This is a genomic window from Streptomyces sp. BBFR25 (genome assembly GCF_044590125.1).
GTDB lineage: Bacteria > Actinomycetota > Actinomycetes > Streptomycetales > Streptomycetaceae > Streptomyces > Streptomyces canus_D.
On record NZ_CP172447.1, the window covers coordinates 1,490,295 to 1,512,205 of the forward strand.

General features: G+C 72.7%; 20 protein-coding genes. 6 read left to right on the forward strand and 14 right to left on the reverse strand.

All coding sequences use genetic code 11. From position 1 onward, the window contains the following. Positions 1-3: 3 nt before the first annotated feature. Genes ACGH52_RS06610 through ACGH52_RS06620 form a run of 3 tightly spaced genes read right to left on the reverse strand, consistent with a single transcriptional unit; the run spans position 4 to position 2,924 of the window. The gene (locus ACGH52_RS06610) at positions 4-1,767 is read right to left on the reverse strand and encodes a cation acetate symporter (RefSeq protein ID WP_399938145.1); all 1,764 of its coding nucleotides are present in this window, start codon (positions 1,765-1,767) and stop codon (positions 4-6) included. Continuing rightward, positions 1,764-2,159 carry a hypothetical protein gene (locus ACGH52_RS06615; protein WP_121704843.1) on the reverse strand — a complete coding sequence of 132 codons (396 nt, stop codon included), beginning with the start codon at positions 2,157-2,159 and terminating at the stop codon, positions 1,764-1,766. The genes ACGH52_RS06610 and ACGH52_RS06615 overlap by 4 nt, the downstream gene beginning before the upstream one ends. 3 nt (positions 2,160-2,162) lie before the next feature. Further along, positions 2,163-2,924: a LytTR family DNA-binding domain-containing protein gene (locus tag ACGH52_RS06620; protein WP_121704842.1), complete on the reverse strand. Its 762-nt coding sequence runs from the start codon at positions 2,922-2,924 to the stop codon at positions 2,163-2,165. Between the two features lie 77 nt (positions 2,925-3,001). Here ACGH52_RS06620 and ACGH52_RS06625 point away from each other — a divergent pair, with 77 nt between their 5' ends. The 3 genes from ACGH52_RS06625 to rocD all read left to right on the forward strand — a co-directional run bounded on the left by ACGH52_RS06625 (position 3,002) and on the right by rocD (position 5,708). Beyond that, positions 3,002-3,505, forward strand: coding sequence for an Lrp/AsnC family transcriptional regulator (locus ACGH52_RS06625; RefSeq protein WP_061446010.1), 504 nt, complete (start codon positions 3,002-3,004; stop codon positions 3,503-3,505). A gap of 125 nt (positions 3,506-3,630) precedes the next feature. After that, positions 3,631-4,488, forward strand: a complete 858-nt coding sequence (gene ddaH / locus ACGH52_RS06630) for a dimethylargininase (RefSeq protein ID WP_399938146.1) — start codon at positions 3,631-3,633, stop codon at positions 4,486-4,488. Next, positions 4,485-5,708 (forward strand): ornithine--oxo-acid transaminase, encoded by a 1,224-nt coding sequence (rocD, locus tag ACGH52_RS06635; RefSeq protein WP_121704840.1) that lies wholly within the window; start codon positions 4,485-4,487, stop codon positions 5,706-5,708. The genes ddaH and rocD overlap by 4 nt, the downstream gene beginning before the upstream one ends. A 15-nt stretch (positions 5,709-5,723) precedes the next feature. Here rocD and ACGH52_RS06640 read toward each other — a convergent pair whose 3' ends face one another. Next, positions 5,724-6,182, reverse strand: a complete 459-nt coding sequence (locus ACGH52_RS06640; RefSeq protein WP_059297595.1) for an RpiB/LacA/LacB family sugar-phosphate isomerase — start codon at positions 6,180-6,182, stop codon at positions 5,724-5,726. Between the two features lie 141 nt (positions 6,183-6,323). Between ACGH52_RS06640 and proP the strand changes: the two genes are divergently transcribed. Next, the gene (gene proP, locus ACGH52_RS06645; protein WP_059297596.1) at positions 6,324-7,838 is read left to right on the forward strand and encodes a glycine betaine/L-proline transporter ProP; all 1,515 of its coding nucleotides are present in this window, start codon (positions 6,324-6,326) and stop codon (positions 7,836-7,838) included. A gap of 88 nt (positions 7,839-7,926) precedes the next feature. On the opposite strand, the gene ACGH52_RS06650 is transcribed toward proP, so the two are convergent. Continuing rightward, complete coding sequence (locus ACGH52_RS06650) at positions 7,927-11,127, reverse strand: M20/M25/M40 family metallo-hydrolase (RefSeq protein ID WP_399938147.1); 3,201 nt, start codon at positions 11,125-11,127, stop codon at positions 7,927-7,929. Positions 11,128-11,379: 252 nt separating this feature from the next. Then, positions 11,380-12,822: a helix-turn-helix transcriptional regulator gene (locus tag ACGH52_RS06655; RefSeq protein ID WP_121704837.1), complete on the reverse strand. Its 1,443-nt coding sequence runs from the start codon at positions 12,820-12,822 to the stop codon at positions 11,380-11,382. A gap of 217 nt (positions 12,823-13,039) precedes the next feature. Here ACGH52_RS06655 and ACGH52_RS06660 point away from each other — a divergent pair, with 217 nt between their 5' ends. Together ACGH52_RS06660 and ACGH52_RS06665 are read left to right on the forward strand one after the other, a co-directional pair. Beyond that, positions 13,040-13,762 carry a 1-acyl-sn-glycerol-3-phosphate acyltransferase gene (locus tag ACGH52_RS06660; protein WP_059297599.1) on the forward strand — a complete coding sequence of 241 codons (723 nt, stop codon included), beginning with the start codon at positions 13,040-13,042 and terminating at the stop codon, positions 13,760-13,762. Between the two features lie 77 nt (positions 13,763-13,839). Beyond that, positions 13,840-14,865, forward strand: a complete 1,026-nt coding sequence (locus ACGH52_RS06665; RefSeq protein WP_399938148.1) for an NAD-dependent epimerase/dehydratase family protein — start codon at positions 13,840-13,842, stop codon at positions 14,863-14,865. Between the two features lie 63 nt (positions 14,866-14,928). Here ACGH52_RS06665 and ACGH52_RS06670 read toward each other — a convergent pair whose 3' ends face one another. From ACGH52_RS06670 to ACGH52_RS06705, 8 genes are all read right to left on the reverse strand, one after another. Further along, entirely contained in the window at positions 14,929-16,542 is a 1,614-nt protein-coding gene (locus ACGH52_RS06670) for an alpha/beta hydrolase (protein WP_399938149.1), read from the reverse strand. 153 nt (positions 16,543-16,695) lie between these two features. Further along, positions 16,696-17,460 carry an urease accessory protein UreD gene (locus tag ACGH52_RS06675; RefSeq protein ID WP_399946664.1) on the reverse strand — a complete coding sequence of 255 codons (765 nt, stop codon included), beginning with the start codon at positions 17,458-17,460 and terminating at the stop codon, positions 16,696-16,698. After that, a complete protein-coding gene (gene ureG / locus ACGH52_RS06680; RefSeq protein ID WP_210977835.1) occupies positions 17,457-18,134 on the reverse strand; it encodes an urease accessory protein UreG in 678 nt (225 codons plus the stop codon). The genes ACGH52_RS06675 and ureG overlap by 4 nt, the downstream gene beginning before the upstream one ends. Positions 18,135-18,298: 164 nt before the next feature. Beyond that, positions 18,299-18,973 (reverse strand): urease accessory protein UreF, encoded by a 675-nt coding sequence (locus ACGH52_RS06685; RefSeq protein ID WP_076973270.1) that lies wholly within the window; start codon positions 18,971-18,973, stop codon positions 18,299-18,301. An 8-nt stretch (positions 18,974-18,981) separates the two neighbouring features. Then, a complete protein-coding gene (locus ACGH52_RS06690) occupies positions 18,982-20,703 on the reverse strand; it encodes an urease subunit alpha (protein WP_399938151.1) in 1,722 nt (573 codons plus the stop codon). Further along, a complete protein-coding gene (locus ACGH52_RS06695) occupies positions 20,696-21,007 on the reverse strand; it encodes an urease subunit beta (RefSeq protein WP_059297605.1) in 312 nt (103 codons plus the stop codon). The genes ACGH52_RS06690 and ACGH52_RS06695 overlap by 8 nt, the downstream gene beginning before the upstream one ends. A gap of 13 nt (positions 21,008-21,020) precedes the next feature. Beyond that, positions 21,021-21,323, reverse strand: coding sequence for an urease subunit gamma (locus ACGH52_RS06700; RefSeq protein ID WP_059297606.1), 303 nt, complete (start codon positions 21,321-21,323; stop codon positions 21,021-21,023). A gap of 264 nt (positions 21,324-21,587) precedes the next feature. Beyond that, positions 21,588-21,869: a type II toxin-antitoxin system Phd/YefM family antitoxin gene (locus ACGH52_RS06705; protein WP_059297607.1), complete on the reverse strand. Its 282-nt coding sequence runs from the start codon at positions 21,867-21,869 to the stop codon at positions 21,588-21,590. Positions 21,870-21,911 lie beyond the last annotated feature (42 nt).

Below are 21,911 nucleotides of genomic sequence, written 5' to 3' on the forward strand. Positions count from 1 at the left end.
CGCTCACCGCGTCGTCTCCTTGCGCGGGCCGGCCGCCGCCTCCAGAGCGTCGGCGGGCAGTTCCTCCGAGCCCAGCTCCTCCGGCAGGTGGAAGCGGGCCAGGATCGCCCCCGTCCCGGCCGGTACCCGGCCGGGGGTGGCCAGGGAGACCAGCACCATGGTGAGGAAGCCCAGCGGCACCGACCACAGGGCGGGCCAGGCCAGCAGCGCGTGCAGTGATCCGCCGCCGCCCGGGAAGCCGCCCATGGTGGCGGCGACGGCGAGCAGGGCCGAGCCGCCGCCCACCAGCATCCCGGCGGCGGCGCCGGGCGGGGTCAGCCGCCGCCACCAGATGCCGAGGACGAGCAGCGGGCAGAAGGAGGAGGCGGACACGGCGAAGGCCAGCCCGACGGCGTCGGCCACCGGCAGCCCGCCGACCAGCGCGCTCGCCGCCAGCGGCACGGCCATGGCGAGCAGGGTGCCGAGCCGGAAGTGCGGCACGGCGCGGGACGGCAGCACGTCCTGGGTGAGCACGCCGGCCACGGCCATGGCGAGCCCCGACGCGGTGGACAGGAACGCGGCGAAGGCACCGCCCGCGACCAGCGCGCCCAGCAGATCTCCGCCCACTCCCCCGATCACCCGGTCGGGCAGCAGCAGGACCGCGGCGTCGGCGTCGCCGGTGAGGGTCAGCTCGGGGGCGTAGAGGCGGCCGAGGGCGCCGTAGAGGGGCGGCAGCAGGTAGAAGGCGCCGATCAGGCCGAGCACGGCGACGGTGGTGCGGCGGGCGGCGACGCCGTGCGGGCTGGTGTAGAAGCGGACCACGACGTGCGGCAGGCCCATGGTGCCCAGGAACGTGGCGAGGATCAGGCCGTACGTCGCGTACAGCGGGCGTTCCGTGCGGCTCTCGGCCCGGGACGGGGACAGGGCGTCGTCGGCGCCGTGCCCGGCGGCCGGGACGGGGGTGTCCGCGGCGAAGGTGAGGCGGGCGCCGGCCTCGATGCGGTGGGTGCCGACGGGCAGGGCGACGCTGTCGCCGTCGTGGGCGCGGCCGTCCACGGTGCCGTCGACGGTGACGGTCAGCGGCTCCTCCAGCTTGAGGGTGAGGCTGTCGTCGACCCTCACGGAGCGCTGCTCGCGGAAGGTGGCGGGTTCGTCGAAGGGACGGCCGGGGGCGCCGTCGGCCTGCCAGGCCAGTACCAGGAAGAAGGCGGGGACGAGCAGGGCGGTGAGTTTGAGCCAGAACTGGAAGGCCTGGACGAAGGTGATGCTGCGCATGCCGCCGGCGGCGACGATGGCGGTGACGACGACGGCGACGATCACCCCGCCCAGCCAGTCGGGCGCCCCGCTGAGGACGCTCAGCGTCAGCCCGGCGCCCTGGAGCTGGGGCAGCAGGTACAGCCAGCCGACTCCGACGACGAAGGCCCCCGCGAGCCGCCGCACCCCCTGCGAGGCGAGCCGGGCCTCGGCGAAGTCGGGCAGCGTGTAGGCGCCCGAGCGGCGCAGCGGGGCGGCGACGAACAGGAGCAGGACGAGGTAGCCGGCGGTGTAGCCGACCGGGTACCAGAGCATGTCGGGGCCCTGGACGAGGACCAGTCCCGCGATGCCGAGGAAGGACGCGGCGGAGAGGTACTCGCCGCTGATGGCGGCCGCGTTGAGGCGGGGGCCGACGGTGCGGGAGGCGACGTAGAAGTCGGAGGTGGTGCGGGAGATGCGCAGGCCGAAGGCGCCGACGAGGACGGTGGCGACCACGACGAGGGCGACGGCGGGTATGGCGTAGCTGGAGTTCATCGGTCCTCGACGAGGCGCACGAAGTCGCGTTCGTTGCGCTCGGCGCGGCGCACGTACCAGCGGGCGAGGAGGACCAGTGGGACGTACAGGCCGAAGCCGAGGACGGCCCACTCCAGACGGCGGGCGTCGGGCATCGCCGCGAAGAGCAGCGGGAGCGGTCCGACGAGGAGGCCGAGGACCGCGAGGGCGGTGAGGCCGGCCCGCAGCTGGCTGCGCATCAGGGAGCGGACGTAGGTGTGGCCGAGGGTGGTCTGCTCGTCGATCTCGGTGCGCGGGCGGTAGTGCCCGGAGGTCTGGGGGTGCCGCCCGCGGGAGCGGAGCCGGGCGTGGGGCAGGGCGCGCCTGGGCGGAGCGGTGACGGTGACGCGGCGCTCGGTGGGGTCCTGGGGCACGGCTCACGGCCTCCGCATGAGCAGGTCCCGCAGTTCACGGGCGTGGCGCCGGCTGACCTGGAGTTCCTCGGCGCCGACCAGGACGCTGACGGTGCCGGCGTCGAGGCGGAGTTCACCGATGTGGCGCAGGGCGACGAGGTGGCGGCGGTGGATGCGGACGAAGCCGCGGGCGCGCCAGCGCTCCTCCAGGGTGGACAGCGGGATGCGGACGAGGTGGCTGCCCCGCTCGGTGTGGAGGCGGGCGTAGTCGCCCTGGGCCTCGACGTGGGTGATGTCGTCGACGGGGACGAAGCGGGCGACGCCGCCGAGTTCCACGGTGATGTGGTCGGGGTCGGGTTCGTGCACGGGGATGCGCTGGGCGGGCACGGCGGCGGGACCGCACTGTTCGGCGGCCCGGCGCACCGCTTCGGCCAGCCGTTCCCTGCGGACCGGTTTGAGCACGTAGTCGACGGCTTCGAGGTCGAAGGCCTGGACGGCGAAGTCCTCGTGCGCGGTGACGAACACGACCAGCGGCGGCCGGGCGAAGCCGGTGAGCAGCCGGGCGAGGTCCAGTCCGTCGAGGCCGGGCATCTGGATGTCGAGGAAGACGACGTCGATGGCGTCCGGTCCGTCGGGGCCCGACTCCAGGGCCCGGTTGATGCGGCGCAGCGCCTCGGTCGCGTCGCTCGCTCCCTCCGCCGTGCCGACGCGGGGGTCGGCGTTCAGCAGGTACACGAGTTCCTCGAGGGTGGGGCGTTCGTCGTCGACAGCCAGGGCGCGCAGCATGAACGTGGAGTGTAGGGGCGATCCGCGCGCCTGCACACGCCTGCGACGTGCCGGTATCCGCTGGATACAGTGCCCGCATGAACAGCAGGCCCGCTTCGTTCGACGAACTCGACCGGAAGATCGTCACCGCCCTGATGGAGAACGCCCGGACGTCCTTCGCCGAGATCGGCGCGGAGATCGGGCTGTCCTCGACGGCGGTCAAGCGCCGGGTGGACCGGCTGCGCGAAACCGACGTGATCACCGGTTTCACGGCGACGGTGCGGCCCTCCGCGCTGGGGTGGCGCACGGAGGCGTACGTGGAGGTGTACTGCGAGGGGGCGGCGCCGCCGCGGCGGCTGGCGGAGGTGGTGCGGGGCTATCCGGAGATCACCGCGGCGATGACGGTGACCGGCGGCGCGGACGCGCTGCTGCACGTGCGGGCGCGGGACGTGGAGCACTTCGAGGAGGTGCTGGAGCGGATTCGTGCGGAGCCGTTCATCCGGAAGACGATCAGCGTGATGGTGCTGTCCCACCTGATCCCGGACAGTCCTGAGGCGGGAGCCGCCCTGCTCGCTCCGGACGGCGCAGCAGACGTGCGCTGATCCGGTGGAGGACGCAGCGATCGTGCGGGAACACGCAGCCTTCCTCGCTTGTCGGGCTCGGGCGTCACTTCTTACCGTGGTGTCAACACCCCGTCACACACCGTGAAAAGCGGAGGTACCCCTCTGTGACCGAGTCCCGTGTGCCGCGCCGGCGGCGCTTCCTCGTCTGCGAACCCAGACACTTCGCCGTGCAGTACGCGATCAACCCGTGGATGAGCACCGACCGACCGGTCGACGTCATCCGCGCCCTCGACCAGTGGCAGGCGCTGGTCGATGCCTATCGGGCCCACGGCCACACCGTGGACACCGTGGCGCCGGTTCCCGGCCTGCCCGACATGGTCTTCGCCGCGAACTGCGCGGTCGTGGTCGAGGGCCGGGTGTTCGGCTCCCTCTTCCACGCGCCCGAGCGGCGTCCGGAGTCCGTGCCCTTCGAGACGTGGTTCAAGACGGAGGGCTTCGAGGTCCACCATCCCGAGTCGGTCTGCGAGGGCGAGGGCGACCTCGTCCCGGCCGGCCGCTTCATCCTGGCCGGCACGGGGTTCCGCACCACCCGTACGGCGCACCGCGAGGCGCAGGAGTTCTTCGGCGTGCCGGTGATCTCGCTGACCCTGGTGGACCCGTACTTCTACCACCTGGACACGGCGCTGTTCGTGCTCGACGACGGAACCGGCACGGACGGCGGGAGCAGCGGGAACGGCGGGAACATCGCCTACTACCCGGGCGCCTTCTCGCCGGGCAGCCGGGAGGTGCTGGAGCGGCTCTACCCGGACGCGATGATCGCCACCCGCGAGGACGCGATGGCGTTCGGGCTCAACTCCGTGTCCGACGGACGGCACGTGTTCATCGCTCCGGAGGCCAGGGGGCTGGCCGAGCGACTCGACGGCCTCGGCTACGTGCCGGTCCCCGTCGACCTGTCCGAGTTCCACAAGGCCGGTGGCGGCATCAAGTGCTGCACCCAGGAGATCCGGGAGACCCGCTCATGACCGCACCCGCCCGCACCGCCCGCGGCTCCGAGGAACTGATCCGCGCGGAGGAGCCCGTCCTCGCGCACAACTACCACCCGCTGCCCGTCGTGGTGGCCCGCGCCGAGGGCGCCTGGGTCGAGGACGTCGAGGGCCGCCGCTACCTGGACATGCTGGCCGGGTACTCGGCGCTCAACTTCGGCCACCGCCACCCGGCGCTGATCGAGGCCGCCCACCGGCAGCTGGACCGGCTGACCCTGACCTCGCGCGCCTTCCACAACGACCGGCTCGCGGGCTTCGCCGAGCGGCTGGCCGCACTGACCGGCACGGACATGGTGCTGCCGATGAACACCGGCGCGGAGGCGGTGGAGAGCGGCATCAAGGTGGCCCGCAAGTGGGCCTACGACGTCAAGGGCGTCCCGGCGGACCGGGCGACGATCGTGGTCGCGGCGGACAACTTCCACGGCCGTACGACGACGATCGTGAGCTTCTCCACCGACGAGACGGCCCGTTCCGGCTTCGGTCCCTTCACCCCGGGCTTCCGGGTCGTTCCGTACAACGACCTGGCCGCGCTGGAGGCGGCGGTCGACGAGACGACGGCGGCCGTGCTGATCGAGCCGATCCAGGGCGAGGCGGGGGTGCTGATCCCGGACGACGGCTATCTGGCCGGGGTGCGGGAGCTGACCCGGCGCAAGGGCTGTCTGTTCGTCGCGGACGAGATCCAGTCGGGTCTGGGCCGCACGGGCCACACCCTGGCCGTCGAGCACGAGTCGGTGGTGCCGGACGTGGTGCTGCTCGGCAAGGCGCTGGGCGGTGGCATCGTCCCGGTGTCGGCGGTGGTCGGCAGCCGTGAGGTGCTGGGGGTGCTGCACCCGGGCGAGCACGGTTCGACGTTCGGCGGCAATCCGCTGGCGGCCGCGGTGGGCACGGCGGTGGTGGAGTTGCTGGAGACCGGCGAGTTCCAGCGCCGGGCGGCCGAGCTGGGCGCGGTGCTGCGCGAGGGCCTGGCCGCCCTGGTCGGCAGGGGCGTCGTCGGCTTCCGGGCGCGGGGGCTGTGGGCGGGCGTGGACGTGGACCCGGCGCTGGGCGGCGGACGCGAGATCAGTGAGCGGCTGATGCGCGAGGGCATCCTCGTCAAGGACACCCACGGCTCCACGATCCGCCTGGCCCCGCCGCTGACCGTCACGGCCGAGGAGCTGACCGGCGCCCTCGGGACGCTGGAGAAGGTCCTGACCTCCTGACCCGCCCGCAGGAGTTCACCGAGCGGCTCGGCGGTCCTCGTCGAGCCGCTCGACGTGCGTGACGTTGTCCCGGTCCTCTGCGTCCTCGCTCGGCCCGCCCGCGAACCAGGCGTCGAGGATCTCCCGCAGCAGCGGGCCGGACGTCAGCCGCAGGCTCAGGGCGAGCACGTTGGCGTCGTTCCAGCGGCGGGCCCCGTCGGCGGTGTACGCGTCGGCGCACAGGGCCGCGCGGACGCCGGGCACCTTGTTGGCGGCGATGGACGCGCCGGTGCCGGTCCAGCAGCACACCACGGCCTGGTCGGCCCGCCCCTCGGCGACCTCGCGCGCGGCCTGCTCGGAGCAGACGGCCCACCGCGGGTCCGCCCCGGGGCTCAGCGCGCCGTGCGCGCGCACCTCGTGACCGCGTGCGCGCAGTTCCTCGACGAGGAGACGGGCCACGGGTTCGTCCATGTCGGAAGAGACGGAGATACGCATGTGCGAAGCGTACTCACCGGGCGCTCACCTCATCGGCCCATTCACATGACCGAAGTCACGACCATACCCAGCATGATCGAGGGAAGGGGTACGAGCTGAAAGACGTACGACCGAGCAGGGCTCCGACCGGAGTGTCTGCGCGTGGAAAGGGAGGCCGCCACGTCCCCCACCGAGAACGGCCCGGAGACCGACGCCGCGGCGGTGCGCCGCCACCCCGCCCTGTTCCGGGCGATCAAGCGCCGGAAGAACCCCCGACTGCGCCGGTCGGACATCACCATCACGGACGAGGCCGCCGTCAAACGTGCCGTGAAGGCGGCCTCCCTCGGCAACGCCATGGAGTGGTTCGACTTCGGCATCTACGCCTATCTGGCGGGCACCATCGGCCGGGTGTTCTTCCCCTCCGGGAGCGACACCGCGCAGTTGCTGTCCTCGTTCGCCACGTTCGCCGTGGCGTTCCTGGTGCGGCCCATCGGCGGCATGGTCTTCGGTCCCATGGGCGACAAGGTCGGCCGCAAGAAGGTGCTGGCGCTGACGATGATCCTCATGGCGATCGGCACGGCCGCCATCGGGTTGATCCCCAGTTACGACGCGATCGGCTTCTGGTCGCCGCTGCTGCTGATCCTGTTCCGCCTGCTCCAGGGCTTCTCCACCGGAGGCGAGTACGGCGGCGCCTCCACCTTCATCGCCGAGTACGCGCCCGACAAGCGGCGCGGGTTCTTCGGCAGCTTCCTGGAACTGGGGACGCTGGCCGGGTACACCGGCGCGGCCGGCCTCGTCACGGCGCTGACGGCGTGGCTGGGCAGCGACACGATGGACGCCTGGGGCTGGCGGATCCCGTTCCTGGTCGCGGCGCCGCTCGGCATCGTGGGTATCTACCTGCGGCTGAAGCTGGACGACACGCCCGCCTTCCTGAAGCTGGAGGACTCCAACGTCCACATCTCGGACGCGGCGACCGCGGTGGAGACGACCGCGCGGGGCGACCTCGCCAAGATCTTCCGCACCCACTGGCGGTCGCTGGTGCTGTGCATCGCGCTGGTCGGCGCGTACAACATCACCGACTACATGCTGCTGTCGTACATGCCGACGTACCTGTCGGACGAGCTGGACTACAGCGAGAGCCACGGTCTGATGATCCTGGTGGCGACGATGGTGCTGCTGATGCTGATCATCAACCAGGTGGGCCGGCTGTCCGACCGCTTCGGCCGCAAGCCCCTCCTGATGACCGGCATGATCGGCTTCTTCGTGCTGTCCGCCCCGGCCTTCGTGCTGGTGCAGGACGGCAGTCTGCTCGCGGTCTCGGGCGGCATGCTGATGCTCGGCCTGTCGCTGGTCTGCCTGCTGGGCACGATGTCGGCGGCGCTCCCGGCGATGTTCCCGACCAACGTCCGCTACGGGTCCCTGTCGGTCGGCTACAACCTGTCGGCGTCCATCTTCGGCGGTACCACGCCGCTGGTGATCACCGCGTTGATCAGCGTGACCGGATCCGACATGATGCCCGCCTACTACGCGATGGCGGCGGCCCTGATCGGTGTGGTGGCCGTGGCGTGCATGAAGGAGACGGCCCAGCAGCCGCTCGCGGGCTCCCCGCCGTCGGTGGGGACCGAGGAGGAGGCCGCCGAAATGGTCGAGGCGCAGGCGCCGACGCCGAAGTTCTGACGCCGCCTCGTCAGACGCGCCGACGGGCGGTGGGGATCACTGCGATCCCCACCGCCCGTCGGCGTGTCAGGCGTTTCCCAGCCGTGTGTCAGAGGCGCTGCCACAGGGCGGGGACGTTGGGCGGCTCCCAGCCGGGGTAGGCGGTGTGGCCCTGGACGCACCGGTAGCCGACGCCGTCGTAGCTCACCAGGTCACCGGCCGCGTAGGTGGCTCCCAGCCGCCAGGTGGTCTCGCCGCCGCCGTCGCCGGGCACGGTGAGGGTGTACGTGGTGGTGTGCGTGACGGTGCCCGTGCCCGTGAGGGTCAGGGTGTAGGTGCCGGGGGCGGTGCCCGCGGCGACCTGGACCGTGGCGGTCGAGGACTGGCCGGAGGTGACCGAGGCCGGGCTGAAGCCGACGCTCACTCCGGTCGGCGCGCCGGACGCGGACAGCCGCACGGTCTGGGCGTCGCCGCTGGTCGTGGCGGTGTTCACGGTGACCGTCGCGGAGCTGCCCGGCTCGACCGTGCCCGAGGACGGGTTCGCGGAGAGCGAGAAGTCGTCCCGCGGGTTCGGTGCGTCGCCGACGGCGGTCTTCCAGATCGTGTACGCGATGCCGTCGGCGCTGCGGTTCAGCGCGGTGGCGTTGACGTTGGAGGTGGTGTCGCAGGCGGAGTGGTAGCAGGGGTCGTAGGAGCGGCCCGCGGTACCGCCCCACTTGGCGGCCTCCGAGGACGACTTGATCGCGGAGGCGCCGGTGGCGTAGCCCGAGGTGGGGATGCCGACCTGCTGGAACGAGTAGTCGTCGGAGCGGCCCTGGCCCTCGACGTTCTCCTGCGGGGCGAGGCCGAGGGAGGTCCAGTACTCCCGCATCGGGGCGGAGGCCGAGGAGGTCAGGTTGTTGATGAAGTAGCCGCCGTTGACGGAGGCGACCATGTCGAAGTTGTAGTACGCCTTGATCCTGGCGCGGTCGGTGGAGGACAGGGCGCGGGCGTAGAAGTCGGAGCCGTTCAGGCCCTGCTCCTCGTCGGTCCACCAGGCGAAGCGGACGCGGTTCTTCATGGTCGGGTTCTGTTCGGCCAGGGTGAGTGCCGTCTGCAGGAGCGCGGCCGAACCGGAGCCGTTGTCGTTGATGCCGGGTCCTGCCGCGACGCCGTCGAGGTGGGCGCCGTACATGTAGACGCTGTTCGCGTCGCCCTTCGGCCACTCGGCGATCAGGTTGTTGCCCGCGCCGGCGGAGCAGCCGGAGGTGCAGGTCTGCTCGGTGACGGTGTAGCCGGCCGCCTGGAGCCTGCCCTTCACGTACGCGAGGGAGGCGTCGTACCCGGAGCCGGTGGACCGGCGGTTGCCGCCGTTCTGCGCGGCGATGGTGCCGAACTGCGCGAGGTGGGCCTGCACCTGGGCGACGTCGACGTCGGGCGGTGTGCCGGGGTTGGTGCCGCCGCCGACGGTGAGGGTGTACTGGGCCGTGTGGCTCTTGCTGCCCGCCGTTCCCTTGACGGTGATCGAGTAGGTGCCCGCGGCGGTGCCGGCCGTGGTGGAGACCCGCATGGCCGAGTTGGAGCCGGAGGTCACGGTCGAGGGGCTGAACGTGACGCTCGCGCCGGGCGGTGTGCCGGTGGCCGTCAGCGACACCTGCTGGGCGGCGCCGGTGACGGTGGTGGTGTTGACGGTGGCGTCGACCGCGGAGCCGGCCTCGACGTTGCCGCTCGCCGGGCTCAGGGCCAGCGAGAAGTCGGTCTGCTGCCCGGTGCAGGTCGGGTCGCCGTTCTGGGCCGGGATGTCGATCGCGTTCCAGGCCGCCTTGGTCGCGTCGAACAGGCCGCAGGACGCGTCCAGGTTCTTGACCGCGGTGAGGGTGGCGGTGCGGTACCGCTTGTAGGTCATGCCGCTGGTCTTGAGCAGCATTCCGCCGTAGAAGATCTTTCCGGCGTTCTGGATGCCGATGCCGGTCACCTGGCTGCCGTCGCAGGTGGGGCTGGAGGGCTTGCCGCCACCGGGGTTGGAGCCCTCGGCGAGGAGGTAGAACCAGTGGTTCATGGGCCCGGCGGCCGCGTGCTCCTCGGTGTTCGGTATGGCGGCGGAGTAGCAGTTGGGGTCGTTGTTGACCAGCCGGGGGTTGTACATGTTGCGGATCGGGCCGCGGCCCTGGAGGTCGATCTCCTCGCCGACGGTGTAGTCGGGGGTGTCGTAGGGGGCCGGCTGGTTCGCGTAGGCCTCGGTCAGGGCGCCCATGATGTCGCCGGTGGCCTCGCCCAGGCCGCTCTCGTGGTTGGCGCCGCCGGGGGTGTAGCTGTCGAGCCCGTGGCCGAACTCGTGGCCCACCACGTCCATGCCGGCGATCCACTTGTTGGCACTGTTGTGGCCGATGGTGACCCGTGAGCCGTCCCAGTAGGCGTTGAGCTGGTTGAGGCCGACGAGGACCGGCCAGCTGCCGCCGTTGCCGTTGTGGCCGTTGCGGCCGAGCCAGTCGCGGAGCATGTCCGACTCCTTCTGCGCCGCGTACATGACGTCGACGCAGCCGGTCTCCTTGCTGGAGGCGTTGCCGGTGCCCCAGTCGTCGTCCGGTCCGGTGAACAGGCCGCCGTTGTAGTCGGAGCACTGCAGGCCGGGCCGGGTGGTGTCGCGCAGGACGTACTGGCTGCCGGAGCGGGAGGTGTCGATGGTCAGCGGGTCGGGGCCGTTCCACTCGCTGTGGCCGGTGCCGGCCTTCACGTCGTCGTAGCTGTCGACGACCTTGCCGGTGCGGGCGTCCACGAAGACGTGCAGCTTGCTGGGCACATGCTCCTTGGTGGTGCCGACGAGCACGGTCTCCCAGGCGAGGGTCTGGACGTCGTCCTCGACCCGGACCACCAGCCGCTTGGAGTCGACCTTGTCGACCTTCGCGAGCCGCTCGCGGCTGGTCCGCACCGCCTGCTCGACCTTGATCCCGGCCTCGGTGGGTACGGCGATCGCGGCCTCGGTGGCGGACTGGACGGCGCGGACCCGGCCCTTGCCGTCGGCGAGGACGACGGCGTCGCCGCCGACCACCGGCAGACCGTGGTAGGTGCGCTCGTAGGCGACGGAGAACAGGTCCTTGTCCCAGGGCGTGACCTGGTGGCGGTCGTACCGCTCGTCGGGGCCGCCGGCGACGAGGGCGTCGAGGCCGCTGCGTACGGCCTGGTCGGCGGCGGCGACGGCCTTCTGGACGGGCGTGGGTTCCGCCGCGGCGGGCGCGGACCGCTCCGAGGCCGAGGCGAGGGAGGTCGGTACCACCACCCCTGCGAGCGTCATGGCCAGGACTGTCCCGGCCACCGCGGTCTGTCTGAGCATCGTGGCTCCTTGTGAGAGTGGGGGGCTCCATGCGGGCCGACCCGGCCAGGACATGCCGGACGCGCAGCCTGGGGTGCGGAGACGCGTCCCTTGGGTGTCGGTTGCATGTCATGTCGCGGGCTGGCGGAACCCTCACACCCCGCCGCACCGGAATCAACGGCTCCGCGGGCGCGGTACGGTCCTGTCAAAATCCGGCAAGTACGGGCGCGCCCCGGGAGAGGGACCGCCCCGGTGGAACCGGAGCGCCGCGTCTCACTCCCCCGCGTCCAGCAGCCGCTCCCGGTACGCCCTGACCTCCGGCAGGTCGGCCCACCGGCCGGTGAGCCGGCTGTGCAGGCCGCGCAGTTCGGCGGTGACCATCGACTCGCGCGAGCGCACCGCCTCCGGCAGGACCTCCGAGGCGAGGGCGACGGCGGCGCCGGGATCACCGGCACACGCCCAGCTGTCCGCCAGGCGCAGGGTGAGCAGCAGCCGCGCTCCCCGCATCTGGGGCGGCACCTGCGCGCGCGAGCGTGCGGTGGCGTCCACCGCGCGTCGGGCCGCCGCCCGGTCCCCGGTCGCCACGGCGAGGTCGCGCAGGGCGCCGCCGATCGCCGAGTCGACCCGCATCGCGCCCTCGGCCCCGGCCATCCAGGGTGCCTCCAGGTGGTCCTGCGGGCCGAGGCGGGCGAACCCCCGCCGGGCCAGGGAGATGTGGCGCCGGCACTCCCCCGCGTCGCCCGCCAGGGCGTGGCCGCGCGCCTGGTAGAGGTCGGACAGGGTGGCCATCCACCGGCGTCTCGCGTCCACCGCGCCGATGCCCTGGGCGTACCCGAGCATCAACGAGGGGTCACCGTCGAGCCGGACCAGGGTGCACATGTCGCTGAGCAGGGTCGCGCGGGCCGAGGCGTCCTGGACGGCGTCCGCCCAGCGCAGTCCGTGGCCGAACCAGGCCATCGCCACGCCGATCTGCCCGCGCTCCATCCGCAGCCGGCCCGCCACCTGGGCGTACTGCGCGCCGAGCCGCAACTGCCCGTACGGCAGCCGCCCGGCGGAGTTGACCTCACCGGCCCAGCGGGCCAGGGCCCGCAGCAGTCCCTCGACGGCCGTCACCCGGCCCTCGCGCCGGAACGCCTCGCGGATCAGACAGGCCAGGACGGCGGTGAGGCCGTGCAGCAACTCCGCCTCGGCGACCGCCGCCGTGCCGCCCGTGCCCCACGCCGGGCCTGGACCGCCCGCCGGACCCGGCCCGTCGAGCAGCGCCGGCAACTCACCGGGGTCGGGCACCGCGCACCCCGCGGTGCCGTGCAGCGGGCACGCCAGCCCCTCGGCGGGCAGCCGCGCGGGCCACATCCGGGAGTCCGGCGCCCCCTGCCCCGCGGGGGCGTCCGCGCCGGGCAGCGGGGCGAACAGCGCCGGGTCGGCCGGTAACCGGCCCGGCCGACCCGGCATCTCGCGCGGCGCGGCGACGATCGCGGCCAGTTCCCCGCCCGTCTCCAGCACGGCGTCGAGCCTCCGCACCAGCCCCACGGGCGGCTCGCGCAGGCCCGCCTCGAGCTTGCTCACGGCGGAGTGGTGGTAGCCCACCCGCAGCCCGAGTTGCAACTGGGTGAGCCCGGCCGCCCTGCGCAGGGAGCGCAACTGCCGCCCGAACTCCGCCCATGGAGCCCCGGCCGCCCGAGCCGGTCCGGCCGCCCGTGCCGATCCACCGGTCATCCGCCCTCCCCCGGTCGCGCCCCCGCCGCGGGCCGTGCGCCACCCGGGCTGCGCGCCTTCCGCCACCGGACAGCACAGAGGAGGCTGCCGTGTCCCGTCAATCGAGTTGACCGAAGAGCGGCCGAACCGGTCCCGTCCGGTTTCGGCGCGGTCGGGCTACGATCGATCACCGGTCGCGGACGACCGGCCGAGAGCCCGGAGAACTGGGAGACACACCGTGTTCTACTACGTGCTCAAGTACGTACTGCTGGGCCCGCTGCTGAGGGTCGTCTTCCGCCCCCGCATCGAGGGCCTGGACCATGTGCCGGGTTCGGGGGCGGCCATCGTCGCGGGCAACCACCTCTCCTTCTCGGACCACTTCCTCATGCCCGCGGTGCTCAGGCGCCGCATCACCTTCCTCGCCAAGGCCGAGTACTTCACCGGTCCTGGCCTCAAGGGCAGGCTGACCGCGTTCTTCTTCCGCAGCGCGGGACAGATCCCCGTGGACCGCTCCGGCAAGGAGGCGGGGCAGGCCGCGATCCGGGAGGGGCTCGGCGTGCTGGGCAGGGGCGAGTTGCTCGGCATCTATCCGGAGGGCACCCGCTCGCACGACGGCCGGCTCTACAAGGGCAAGGTCGGCGTCGCGGTGATGGCGCTCAGGGCCGGGGTGCCGGTGGTGCCCTGCGCGATGATCGGCACGTTCGAGGCGCAGCCGCCGGGCCGGAAGATCCCGAAGCTGCATCCGGTGGTGATCCGCTTCGGCGAACCCCTCGACTTCTCCCGCTACGCGGGCATGGAGGGCGAGAAGGCCGTGCTGCGCGCCGTCACCGACGAGATCGTCTACGCGATCCTGTCCTTGTCCGGTCAGGAGTACGTGGACCGGTACGCGGCCGACGTGAAGGCCGAGGAAGCCGAGAAGGCCGCCCAGGGCCGCAGGTTCCCCCGGCTGCCGCACCGCTAGCCGGGGCCGCGGGTTCCGTCGTCTGCCGTCGGCAGAAGGACGTGGCCGACCGGTGACGGGGCGCCTACGGTCGCCCTATGACACGTGCAGTGGTGATCGGGGCGACGGGACAGATCGGACGGGCGGCGGTCGACGCGCTGGCCCGGGACGGCTGGGAGGTGACGGCCGTCTCGCGGGGCGGCGACCGGGACGCGGGGTGGCCCGAGGAGGTACGGGTGGCGCGGGCCGACCGGGAGGACGACGCGGCGCTGTCGGCGGCGGTGGGCGAGGGCTGCGACGTCCTGGTGGACATGGTGGCCTACGGGGAGCGGGAGGCGCGGCAGTTGGTGTCGCTCGCCGGGCGGGTCGGCTCGGCGGTGGTGATCTCCAGCGTCTCGGTCTACGAGGACGACAAGGGCCGCAACTTCGACACGCAGGGCGAGCCCGACGGCTTCCCCGAGTACCCGGTGCCGCTCCCGGAGACGCAGCGCACCGTCCGCCCGGGCGACGACTCGTACAGCACCGGCAAGTCGGCGCTGGAGCGGGAACTCCTCGCGGCGGGCGACCGGTTGCCGGTGACGCTGCTGCGGGCGGGCGCGATCCACGGCCCGTACTGCCGGACGCCGCGCGAGCTGTACTTCGTCAAGCGCAACCTCGACGGCAGGCGCCGGCGCGTGCTCGCGTACGGCGGTGCGAGCCGCTTCCACCCGGCAGGTGTGCGCAACATCGCCGAGCTGATCCGGCTGGCCGCCCCGCGGCCGGGCACCCGCGTCCTGAACGCGGTGGACCCCGACGCCCCGACGGTGGCGGAGATCGCGGCGGCGATCGACGCGGTGATGGGCGTCGAGACCGAGGACGTGCTGCTGGACGGCCCGCCGGTGGACGGCGTGGGCGACACCCCGTGGAGCGTGCCCGCGCCGGTGGTGTGCGACATGAGCGCGGCCCGGGAGGAGTTGGGCTACCGCCCGGTGGCCCGGTACGCCGACACCCTGCCCAAGACGGTGGCCTTCATCGAGGAGCGGCTGGCGGGCCGGGACTGGCGGGAGGCGTACCCGAAGATGTTCCGGGCGTACGGCGACCTCTTCGACTACGCGGCGGAGGACGCCTGGGCCGACGGGCGGTAGCGGCAAGCCGGGAGGGGCGACCGGTCGGGCCGGTCGCCCCTCCCTCCTTGTCCGTCCGCCGGGTTACGGCTTGGGCGTGGCGTGCGGCGCGCAGGTCACGTCGCGGGCGTCCACCTTGCCGGTGAGCAGGTAGGTGTCGACCCGGTCGTTGACGCACGGGTTGACCAGCCCGGTGACGCCGTGCGAACCGGCGTCCCGCTCGGTGACGAGCCGGGAGCCCTTGAACCGCTGGTGCAGTTCGACGGCGCCCTCGTACGGGGTGGCCGCGTCGCGCTCGGACTGGACGATCAGCACCGGCGGGAGTCCCTTGCCGGTCTTGACGTCCAGCGGGGTCTGCTGCTTGACCGGCCAGGTGGCGCAGGGCAGGTTCATCCAGGCGTTGGCCCAGGTCATGAACGGGTGGTCGCGGTGCAGCCGGGTGTTGTCCCGGTCCCAGGTGTTCCAGTCGGTGGGCCATTTGGCGTCGGCGCACTCGACGGCCGTGTACACGGCGTTGCCGTTCTCCGCAGAGGCGTTGCCCGCGGTGTCGGACAGGTCGGGTGCGGCGGCGTCGACGAGGGCCTGGGTGTCACCGGCGACGTACTTGCCGAAGATCTCGGCGGTCGGCGCCCAGGCGGAGTCGTAGTAGGGGGCGCTCTGGAAGAAGGAGATCAGTTCGGCCGGTCCGACGACGCCGCCCAGCGGCTCCTTCGCGGCGGTGGCGCGCAGTTTCAGCCACTGGTCCTGGACCTCGGCGCGGGTGTCGCCGAGGTGGTAGGTGGCGTCGTTCGCCGCGACCCAGTCCTGCCAGTCCTTCCAGCGGCCCTCGAAGGCGACGTCCTGGTCCAGGTTGGCCTGGTACCAGATCTTGTCGCGGGACGGGTTGACGACGCTGTCGACGACCATGCGGCGCACGTGGCCCGGGAAGAGGGTGCCGTAGACCGCGCCGAGGTAGGTGCCGTAGGAGACGCCGAGGTAGTTGAGCTTCTTCTCGCCGAGCGCGGCGCGGATGACGTCGAGGTCGCGCGCGGTGTTCGGCGTGGTCATGTGCGGGAGCATCTCGCCGCTGCGTTCGAGGCAGCCCTCGGCGTACTCGCGGGCGAGCTTGCGCTGGGCGGCCTTGTCGGCCTCCGAGCCGGGCACGGGGTCGGCCTTGGGCGCCTTGACGAACTCCTGCGGGTCGGCGCAGGAGATGGGCGCGGAGTGGCCGACGCCGCGCGGGTCGAAGCCGACGAAGTCGTAGGCCTTGGCGGTCTTGGCCCACACCGGGCTCTTGCTGGTGACGCGGGCCGGGAAGCGCAGTCCGGAGCCGCCGGGGCCGCCGGGGTTGTAGAGGAGCGCGCCCTGGCGCTCGCTCTTGCCCCCGGTGTTGCCGATCCGGTCGACGGCGAGCTTGATCTGCTTGCCGAACGGCTTGGCGTAGTCCAGCGGCACGGTGACGTAGCCGCACTGGATGGGCTTGGGCAGGTTCCAGTCGGCGGCGCAGTCCCGCCAGTCGACGCCGGCCCGGGAGGCGCGGGCGGCGGCGATGGCGGCGCCGCGCGCCTCCTTGTCCCAGCCCCGCGCGTGCCCGTGCCCGGCGGCCGGGGCGGCGCTCGCGGCGGGCGCCGAGACGGCGCCCGCTATCAGCGTGGCGGTGACCAGCGCTCCGGCCGTGCCGAACGCGGTCGCCCTCCGCCGCATGCTGCTCGTGCTCAAGTGGCCCTCCCCGTACGTGTTCGCGACAAGTACGGGGATCCTCGCGGCTGTGGGATTCCTGAGAACAGAGCCAGTGCTACTTCTTTGCCAATCCGATAAACGGAGAAAGGCGTTCGATCGGCGAACCTGCCCGCCCAACCGCCGACGGAACCCTCAGTCCAGCGAGGCCAGCGCCCCGTCCAGCAGCCGCCGCAGCCGCAGCGCGTCCGGTGCGACGGCGGTCACGAGCGCGGCCGGTCCGGCGAGCGGCAGGACGGCCGCGCCCTCCTCGAAGACGCGCGCCCTCGGTGGCTCGCCGGCGAACCCGGGCCGTACGACGACCAGCTGGCCGACCGCACGGTGTCCCGCCAGCCCGGCGGGCCCGTCCCAGCCGCCCGGCGCCCCGGGCCCGCACGCCAGCTCCTGGTCGAGGACGCACCGCCCGTCGATCCGTACGGTCAGACGGCTGGTGAGCCGCCCCGGTTCCTCCCCGGCCCGCCCGAGCACCTGCTCCTCGCGCAGCAGCAGCCGCGCCCCGGCGGCGAGGTCGACGGTGGTGGTGACGTGCAGGTCGCTGCCCCCCGCGGAGATCAACTGCTCGGGCAGCCAGCGCAGTTCGGCATCGTCGTCGACGGTGAGCCGGACGTCGTAGCGCGCCCCGGTCTTGTCCTGCCCCGGCAGCGCGAGGGTGGCGGCGGCCGAGCCGACGCTCAGGCGGGCGCCGTCCGCCGCGTGGGCCGCCACCGTGAAGTGGTCGCCGCCGAGGGGTCCGCTCATCGCGCCGACCAGCATCACCCGGGCCTCGGCACCGCTCCCCCGGGTGCGCCGCACGGCGAGCGGTCCCTCGCCCTCCAGCACCGGCAGGGCCGTCCCGCCGCGCCCGTCGCCGCGGGCGAGCACACGGGCGCTCGCCCGGACGCCGCCCGCGGTGGTGGTCACGCGGTCCACGCGGCGATCCGCTCCCGCACCCAGTCGGCGACCTCCCGGACCCCGCCCTCGCTCCTGAGCGACTGGAGGACGACGGGCAGCTCCCCGCGCGCCGCCTTGGCGTCCGCGGCCATGCGCGCGAGGTCGGAGCCGACGTAGGGCGCGAGGTCGGTCTTGTTGACGATCAGCAGGTCGGCGGTGGCGACGCCGGGCCCGCCCTTGCGCGGGATGTCGTCGCCGCCCGCCACGTCGATGACGAACACCTGCGCGTCGACGAGCCCCCGGGAGAAGGTGGCGGTGAGGTTGTCCCCACCGGACTCCACCAGGACCAGGTCGAGCGGCCCGACCTCGTCCTCCAGGTCCTCGACGGCCTCCAGGTTGGCGGAGATGTCGTCCCTGATCGCGGTGTGCGGGCAGGCGCCGGTCTCCACGGCACTGATCCGCTCGGGCGGCAGCACCGCCTCCCGGAGCAGGAACTCGGCGTCCTCCCGGGTGTAGATGTCGTTGGTCACCACGGCGAGGGACAACTCCTCCCGCAGCGCCCGGCACAGCGCGGCGACCGTGGCGGTCTTCCCCGACCCGACGGGCCCACCGAGCCCGATCCGCAGCGCACGCCGGCTCCCGTCGGGCCGCCGGGCGTCGGCGGAGACGGCGGCGGGAGATTCGTGGTGATGGTCAAGATGCATACGACGGCTCCTGTCAAAGCTTGGGATGGTTCTCAGCCCGTCCGGCGCTTGAGGACGAGGCCGTCCAGGCCGAAGGGGGGTCCAGGGGGCAGAGCCCCCTGGCGGGGTCGAAGGGGCACAGCCCCTGGGTTCGGGACGGGAAGGGGCGGCGGGGGCGAACCCACCTACGAGGCGAACAACCGCACAGCCCAAGCGGCATGCGCCTCCGCCCCGATCTCCAGCAACGGCGCGGACCGGGCGGGCAGCACCTCGACCCCGTCGGCCACCACGCGCCGCGCCACCTCCACGGCCTCCGCGGCGGCCCGGTCCATCTCGCCCGCGAGCCGCGCCAGCACCCCCGTCGCGTCGAACGGATCGAGACCGAGCAGCCGCACGACCGCCGTCGCGGGCCCGCTCACCCCCTCGTAGAGGGAGCAGTACGCCGCGTCGAGCGCCCCGAGACCGGCCGCCCGCGCCGCCAGTCCCAGCACGACGGGCTGATGGGCCCCCTTGGGGAACAGCGAGGCCAGGGCGTCCAGTTCAGTGCTGGGCCAGGTCGCCCGGGCGGCCCGCATCAGCTGCCGCCCCAGTCTGCGCGCCGCCACCCGCAGGGCGGGCGACGGGGTGCGGGCGTCGGCGGCCCGGTCGAGGTCCCCGGGGTCGACGCCGAGGGCGGCGGCCGCCGCGACGCACGCCGCGACGACCCCGCTCGTGTGCAGCCGCCCCCGGCAGAACGCCTCCAGGCTCGCGGCATCCGTGATACGTCCCGCCCGGACGGCGGCCTCCGCCCCGCCGGAGTGGGCGTGCCCTCCGGCGGGGAAGCGGCCGTCCGCGAGGACGAGCAGTGCGGCGCGGCTCATCCCGGCGCTCAGAAGAGGAAGTACCGCTGGGCCAGCGGCAGTTCGGCGACGGGGGCGGGTTCGACGAGTTCGCCGTCGATGGTCACCGCGAAGGAGTCCGCGGCCACCTCCACCCGGGGCAGCGCGTCGTTCTGCCGCATGTCGGCCTTGGTGCGGCCGCGCGTGGAGCGGATGGGCACGAACTCCCGCCCGAGTCCGAGCCGTTGCGGCAGCCCGTCCGCGACGGCCTGCTCGGAGACGAAGTTGACCGAGTTGGTGGCCGGGGCGGTCCCCAGGGCCCCGAACATCGGGCGCGGCAGGACGGGCTGCGGCGTGGGGATGGAGGCGTTCGCGTCGCCCATCTGCGCGTACGCGATCTGGCCGCCCTTGATGACGAGTTGCGGTTTCACGCCGAAGAAGCGGGGGTCCCAGAGCACCAGGTCGGCGAGCTTGCCGGTCTCGACGGAGCCGACCTCGTGCTCGATGCCCTGGGCGACGGCGGGGTTGATGGTGTACTTGGCGACATAGCGACGGGCGCGCAGGTTGTCGGCGCGGGTGTCTCCGGGCAGGAAGCCGCGTCTGCGCTTCATCACGTGCGCGGTCTGCCAGGTCCGCAGGATCACCTCGCCGATGCGGCCCATGGCCTGGGCGTCCGAGGACATGATCGAGATGGCACCCATGTCGTGCAGGATGTCCTCGGCCGCGATGGTGCTGGGCCGGATGCGGGACTCGGCGAAGGCCAGGTCCTCGGGGACGGCCGGGTTGAGGTGGTGGCAGACCATCAGCATGTCGAGGTGCTCCTCGACGGTGTTGACGGTGTGCGGCCGGGTCGGGTTGGTGGACGCCGGCAGCATGTTGGGCAGCGACACCGCCGTGATCATGTCAGGTGCGTGGCCGCCGCCGGCGCCCTCCACGTGGAAGGCGTGCAGGGTGCGCCCCGCGACCGCGTCGAAGGTGTCGCCGACGAAGCCGGCCTCGTTGAGGGTGTCGGAGTGGACGGCGAGCTGGACGCCGGACTCCTCGCACACGTCCAGGCAGGCGGAGATGACGGCGGGGGTCGCCCCCCAGTCCTCGTGGATCTTGAAGCCGAGGATGCCGGCGCGCAGCTGGTCGCGCATGGACTCCTTCGACATGGTGCTGCCCTTGCCGAGGAAGCCGATGTTGACGGGGCTCGACTCCAGGGCGGCGAACATCCGCGCGAGGTGCCAGGCACCGGGCGTGACGGTGGTCGCCTTGCTGCCCTCGGCCGGGCCCGTGCCGCCGCCGATGAGGGTGGTGATGCCGGACGCCAGGGCCTCGTGGACGGCGTCGGGGGCGATGAAGTGGACGTGGGTGTCGATGCCGCCCGCGGTGACGATCTTTCCGTTGCCCGCGACGACCTCGGTCTCCGGGCCGATGACCAGGTCGGGGTGGACGCCGTCCATGGTGTCCGGGTTTCCGGCCTTGCCGATGCCGGTGATCCGTCCGTCGCGGATGCCGATGTCGGCCTTGACGACACCCCAGTGGTCGATGATCAGGGCCCCGGTGATCACGGTGTCGGGGGCACCCTCGGCGCGGGTGGTGCGCCCCTGCCCCATGGACTCGCGCAGCACCTTCCCGCCGCCGAAGACGGCTTCGTCGCCGGAGCGGCCGGGGCCGCCGGAGCGGTCCTCCTCGATCTCGACGAGGAGGTCGGTGTCGGCGAGGCGGACGCGGTCGCCGGTGGTCGGGCCGAACAGGTCGGCGTATGCGGTGCGGGACAGTTCAGGCATCGAGGGCACCTCCGGTCGCGCCGCGCAGTCCGACGACGACACGGGCGCCCGCGAGGGGGACCAGCGTGACGTCGACGGGGATGCCGGGCTCGAACCGGACGGCGGTGCCGGCGGCGATGTCCAGCCGCCTGCCGTGCGCCGCGGCGCGGTCGAACTCGAGGCCGGGGTTGGCCTCGGCGAAGTGGTAGTGGGAACCGACCTGGACGGGCCGGTCGGCGGTGTTGAGCACGGTCAGGCGGGTGACTTCGCGACCTTCGTTGAAGGCGACCGGCTCGTCGGCGAAGAGGATCTCTCCGGGGATCACGACTGCCGCCCCGTCAGATGATCGGTTCGTGGACGGTGACCAGCTTGGTGCCGTCGGGGAAGGTGGCTTCGACCTGCACGTCGTGGATCATCTCGGGGATGCCCTCCATGACCTCGTCGCGCTGGATCAGCTTGCGTCCGGAGGCCATGAGTTCACCGACGCTGCGCCCGTCCCGGGCGCCTTCGAGGATGTGCGCGGTGATCAGCGCGACGACCTCGGGGTGATTGAGCTTGACACCTCGTGCGCGGCGCTTCTCCGCCACGTCCGCGGCCACATGGATGAGCAGTCTCTCCTGCTCGTGCGGGGTCAGTTGCATTTACCACCTCACAGGGCATCACGCCAGGACCGGACGGCCCGGCAGCCGCGGCCACCGCGACGGCTCTAGATGTAACACACATACAGCCGCCCGAACGCACCCGCCGTTCCCGAGAAACCGCAGGTGGATCGGGGTGCAGACTAGGGCTAGAGTGTTACGGCCACGTCACCCGGTTTTGACCGATTGATTACCGATGCCGTCGGCGGCTTCCGGCGTGCCCTCGCCCGGACACACGCCGCCCCGAGACGGGCTCGGCCGCCGGTGCTACGAAGGGTTCGGCCCCCGGTGCTCCGCGGCGATGCCGAAGCGGTGGTGCTCGCGGGGTGTCGCCGCGGCCGGGTCGTGGACCGCGGCGACCGAGCTGATCACCTGACCGTCCGGGGATTCCTGAGCCTCTTCGAGTCGTTCGAGGTCGGAAGCGGAGACCAGGGCGACGAGAGGCTTGCCGTGCCGCGTCACGACGACGCGCTCGCCGCCGTACACCACCCGGTTGATCAGGTCGGCGAGCTCAGCCCTGGCTTGCGTCACCGGAATCTCGTAGGCCATGACCCCAGCTTACGGTTTCGCCCGAATCCACTCCCGGAAAGC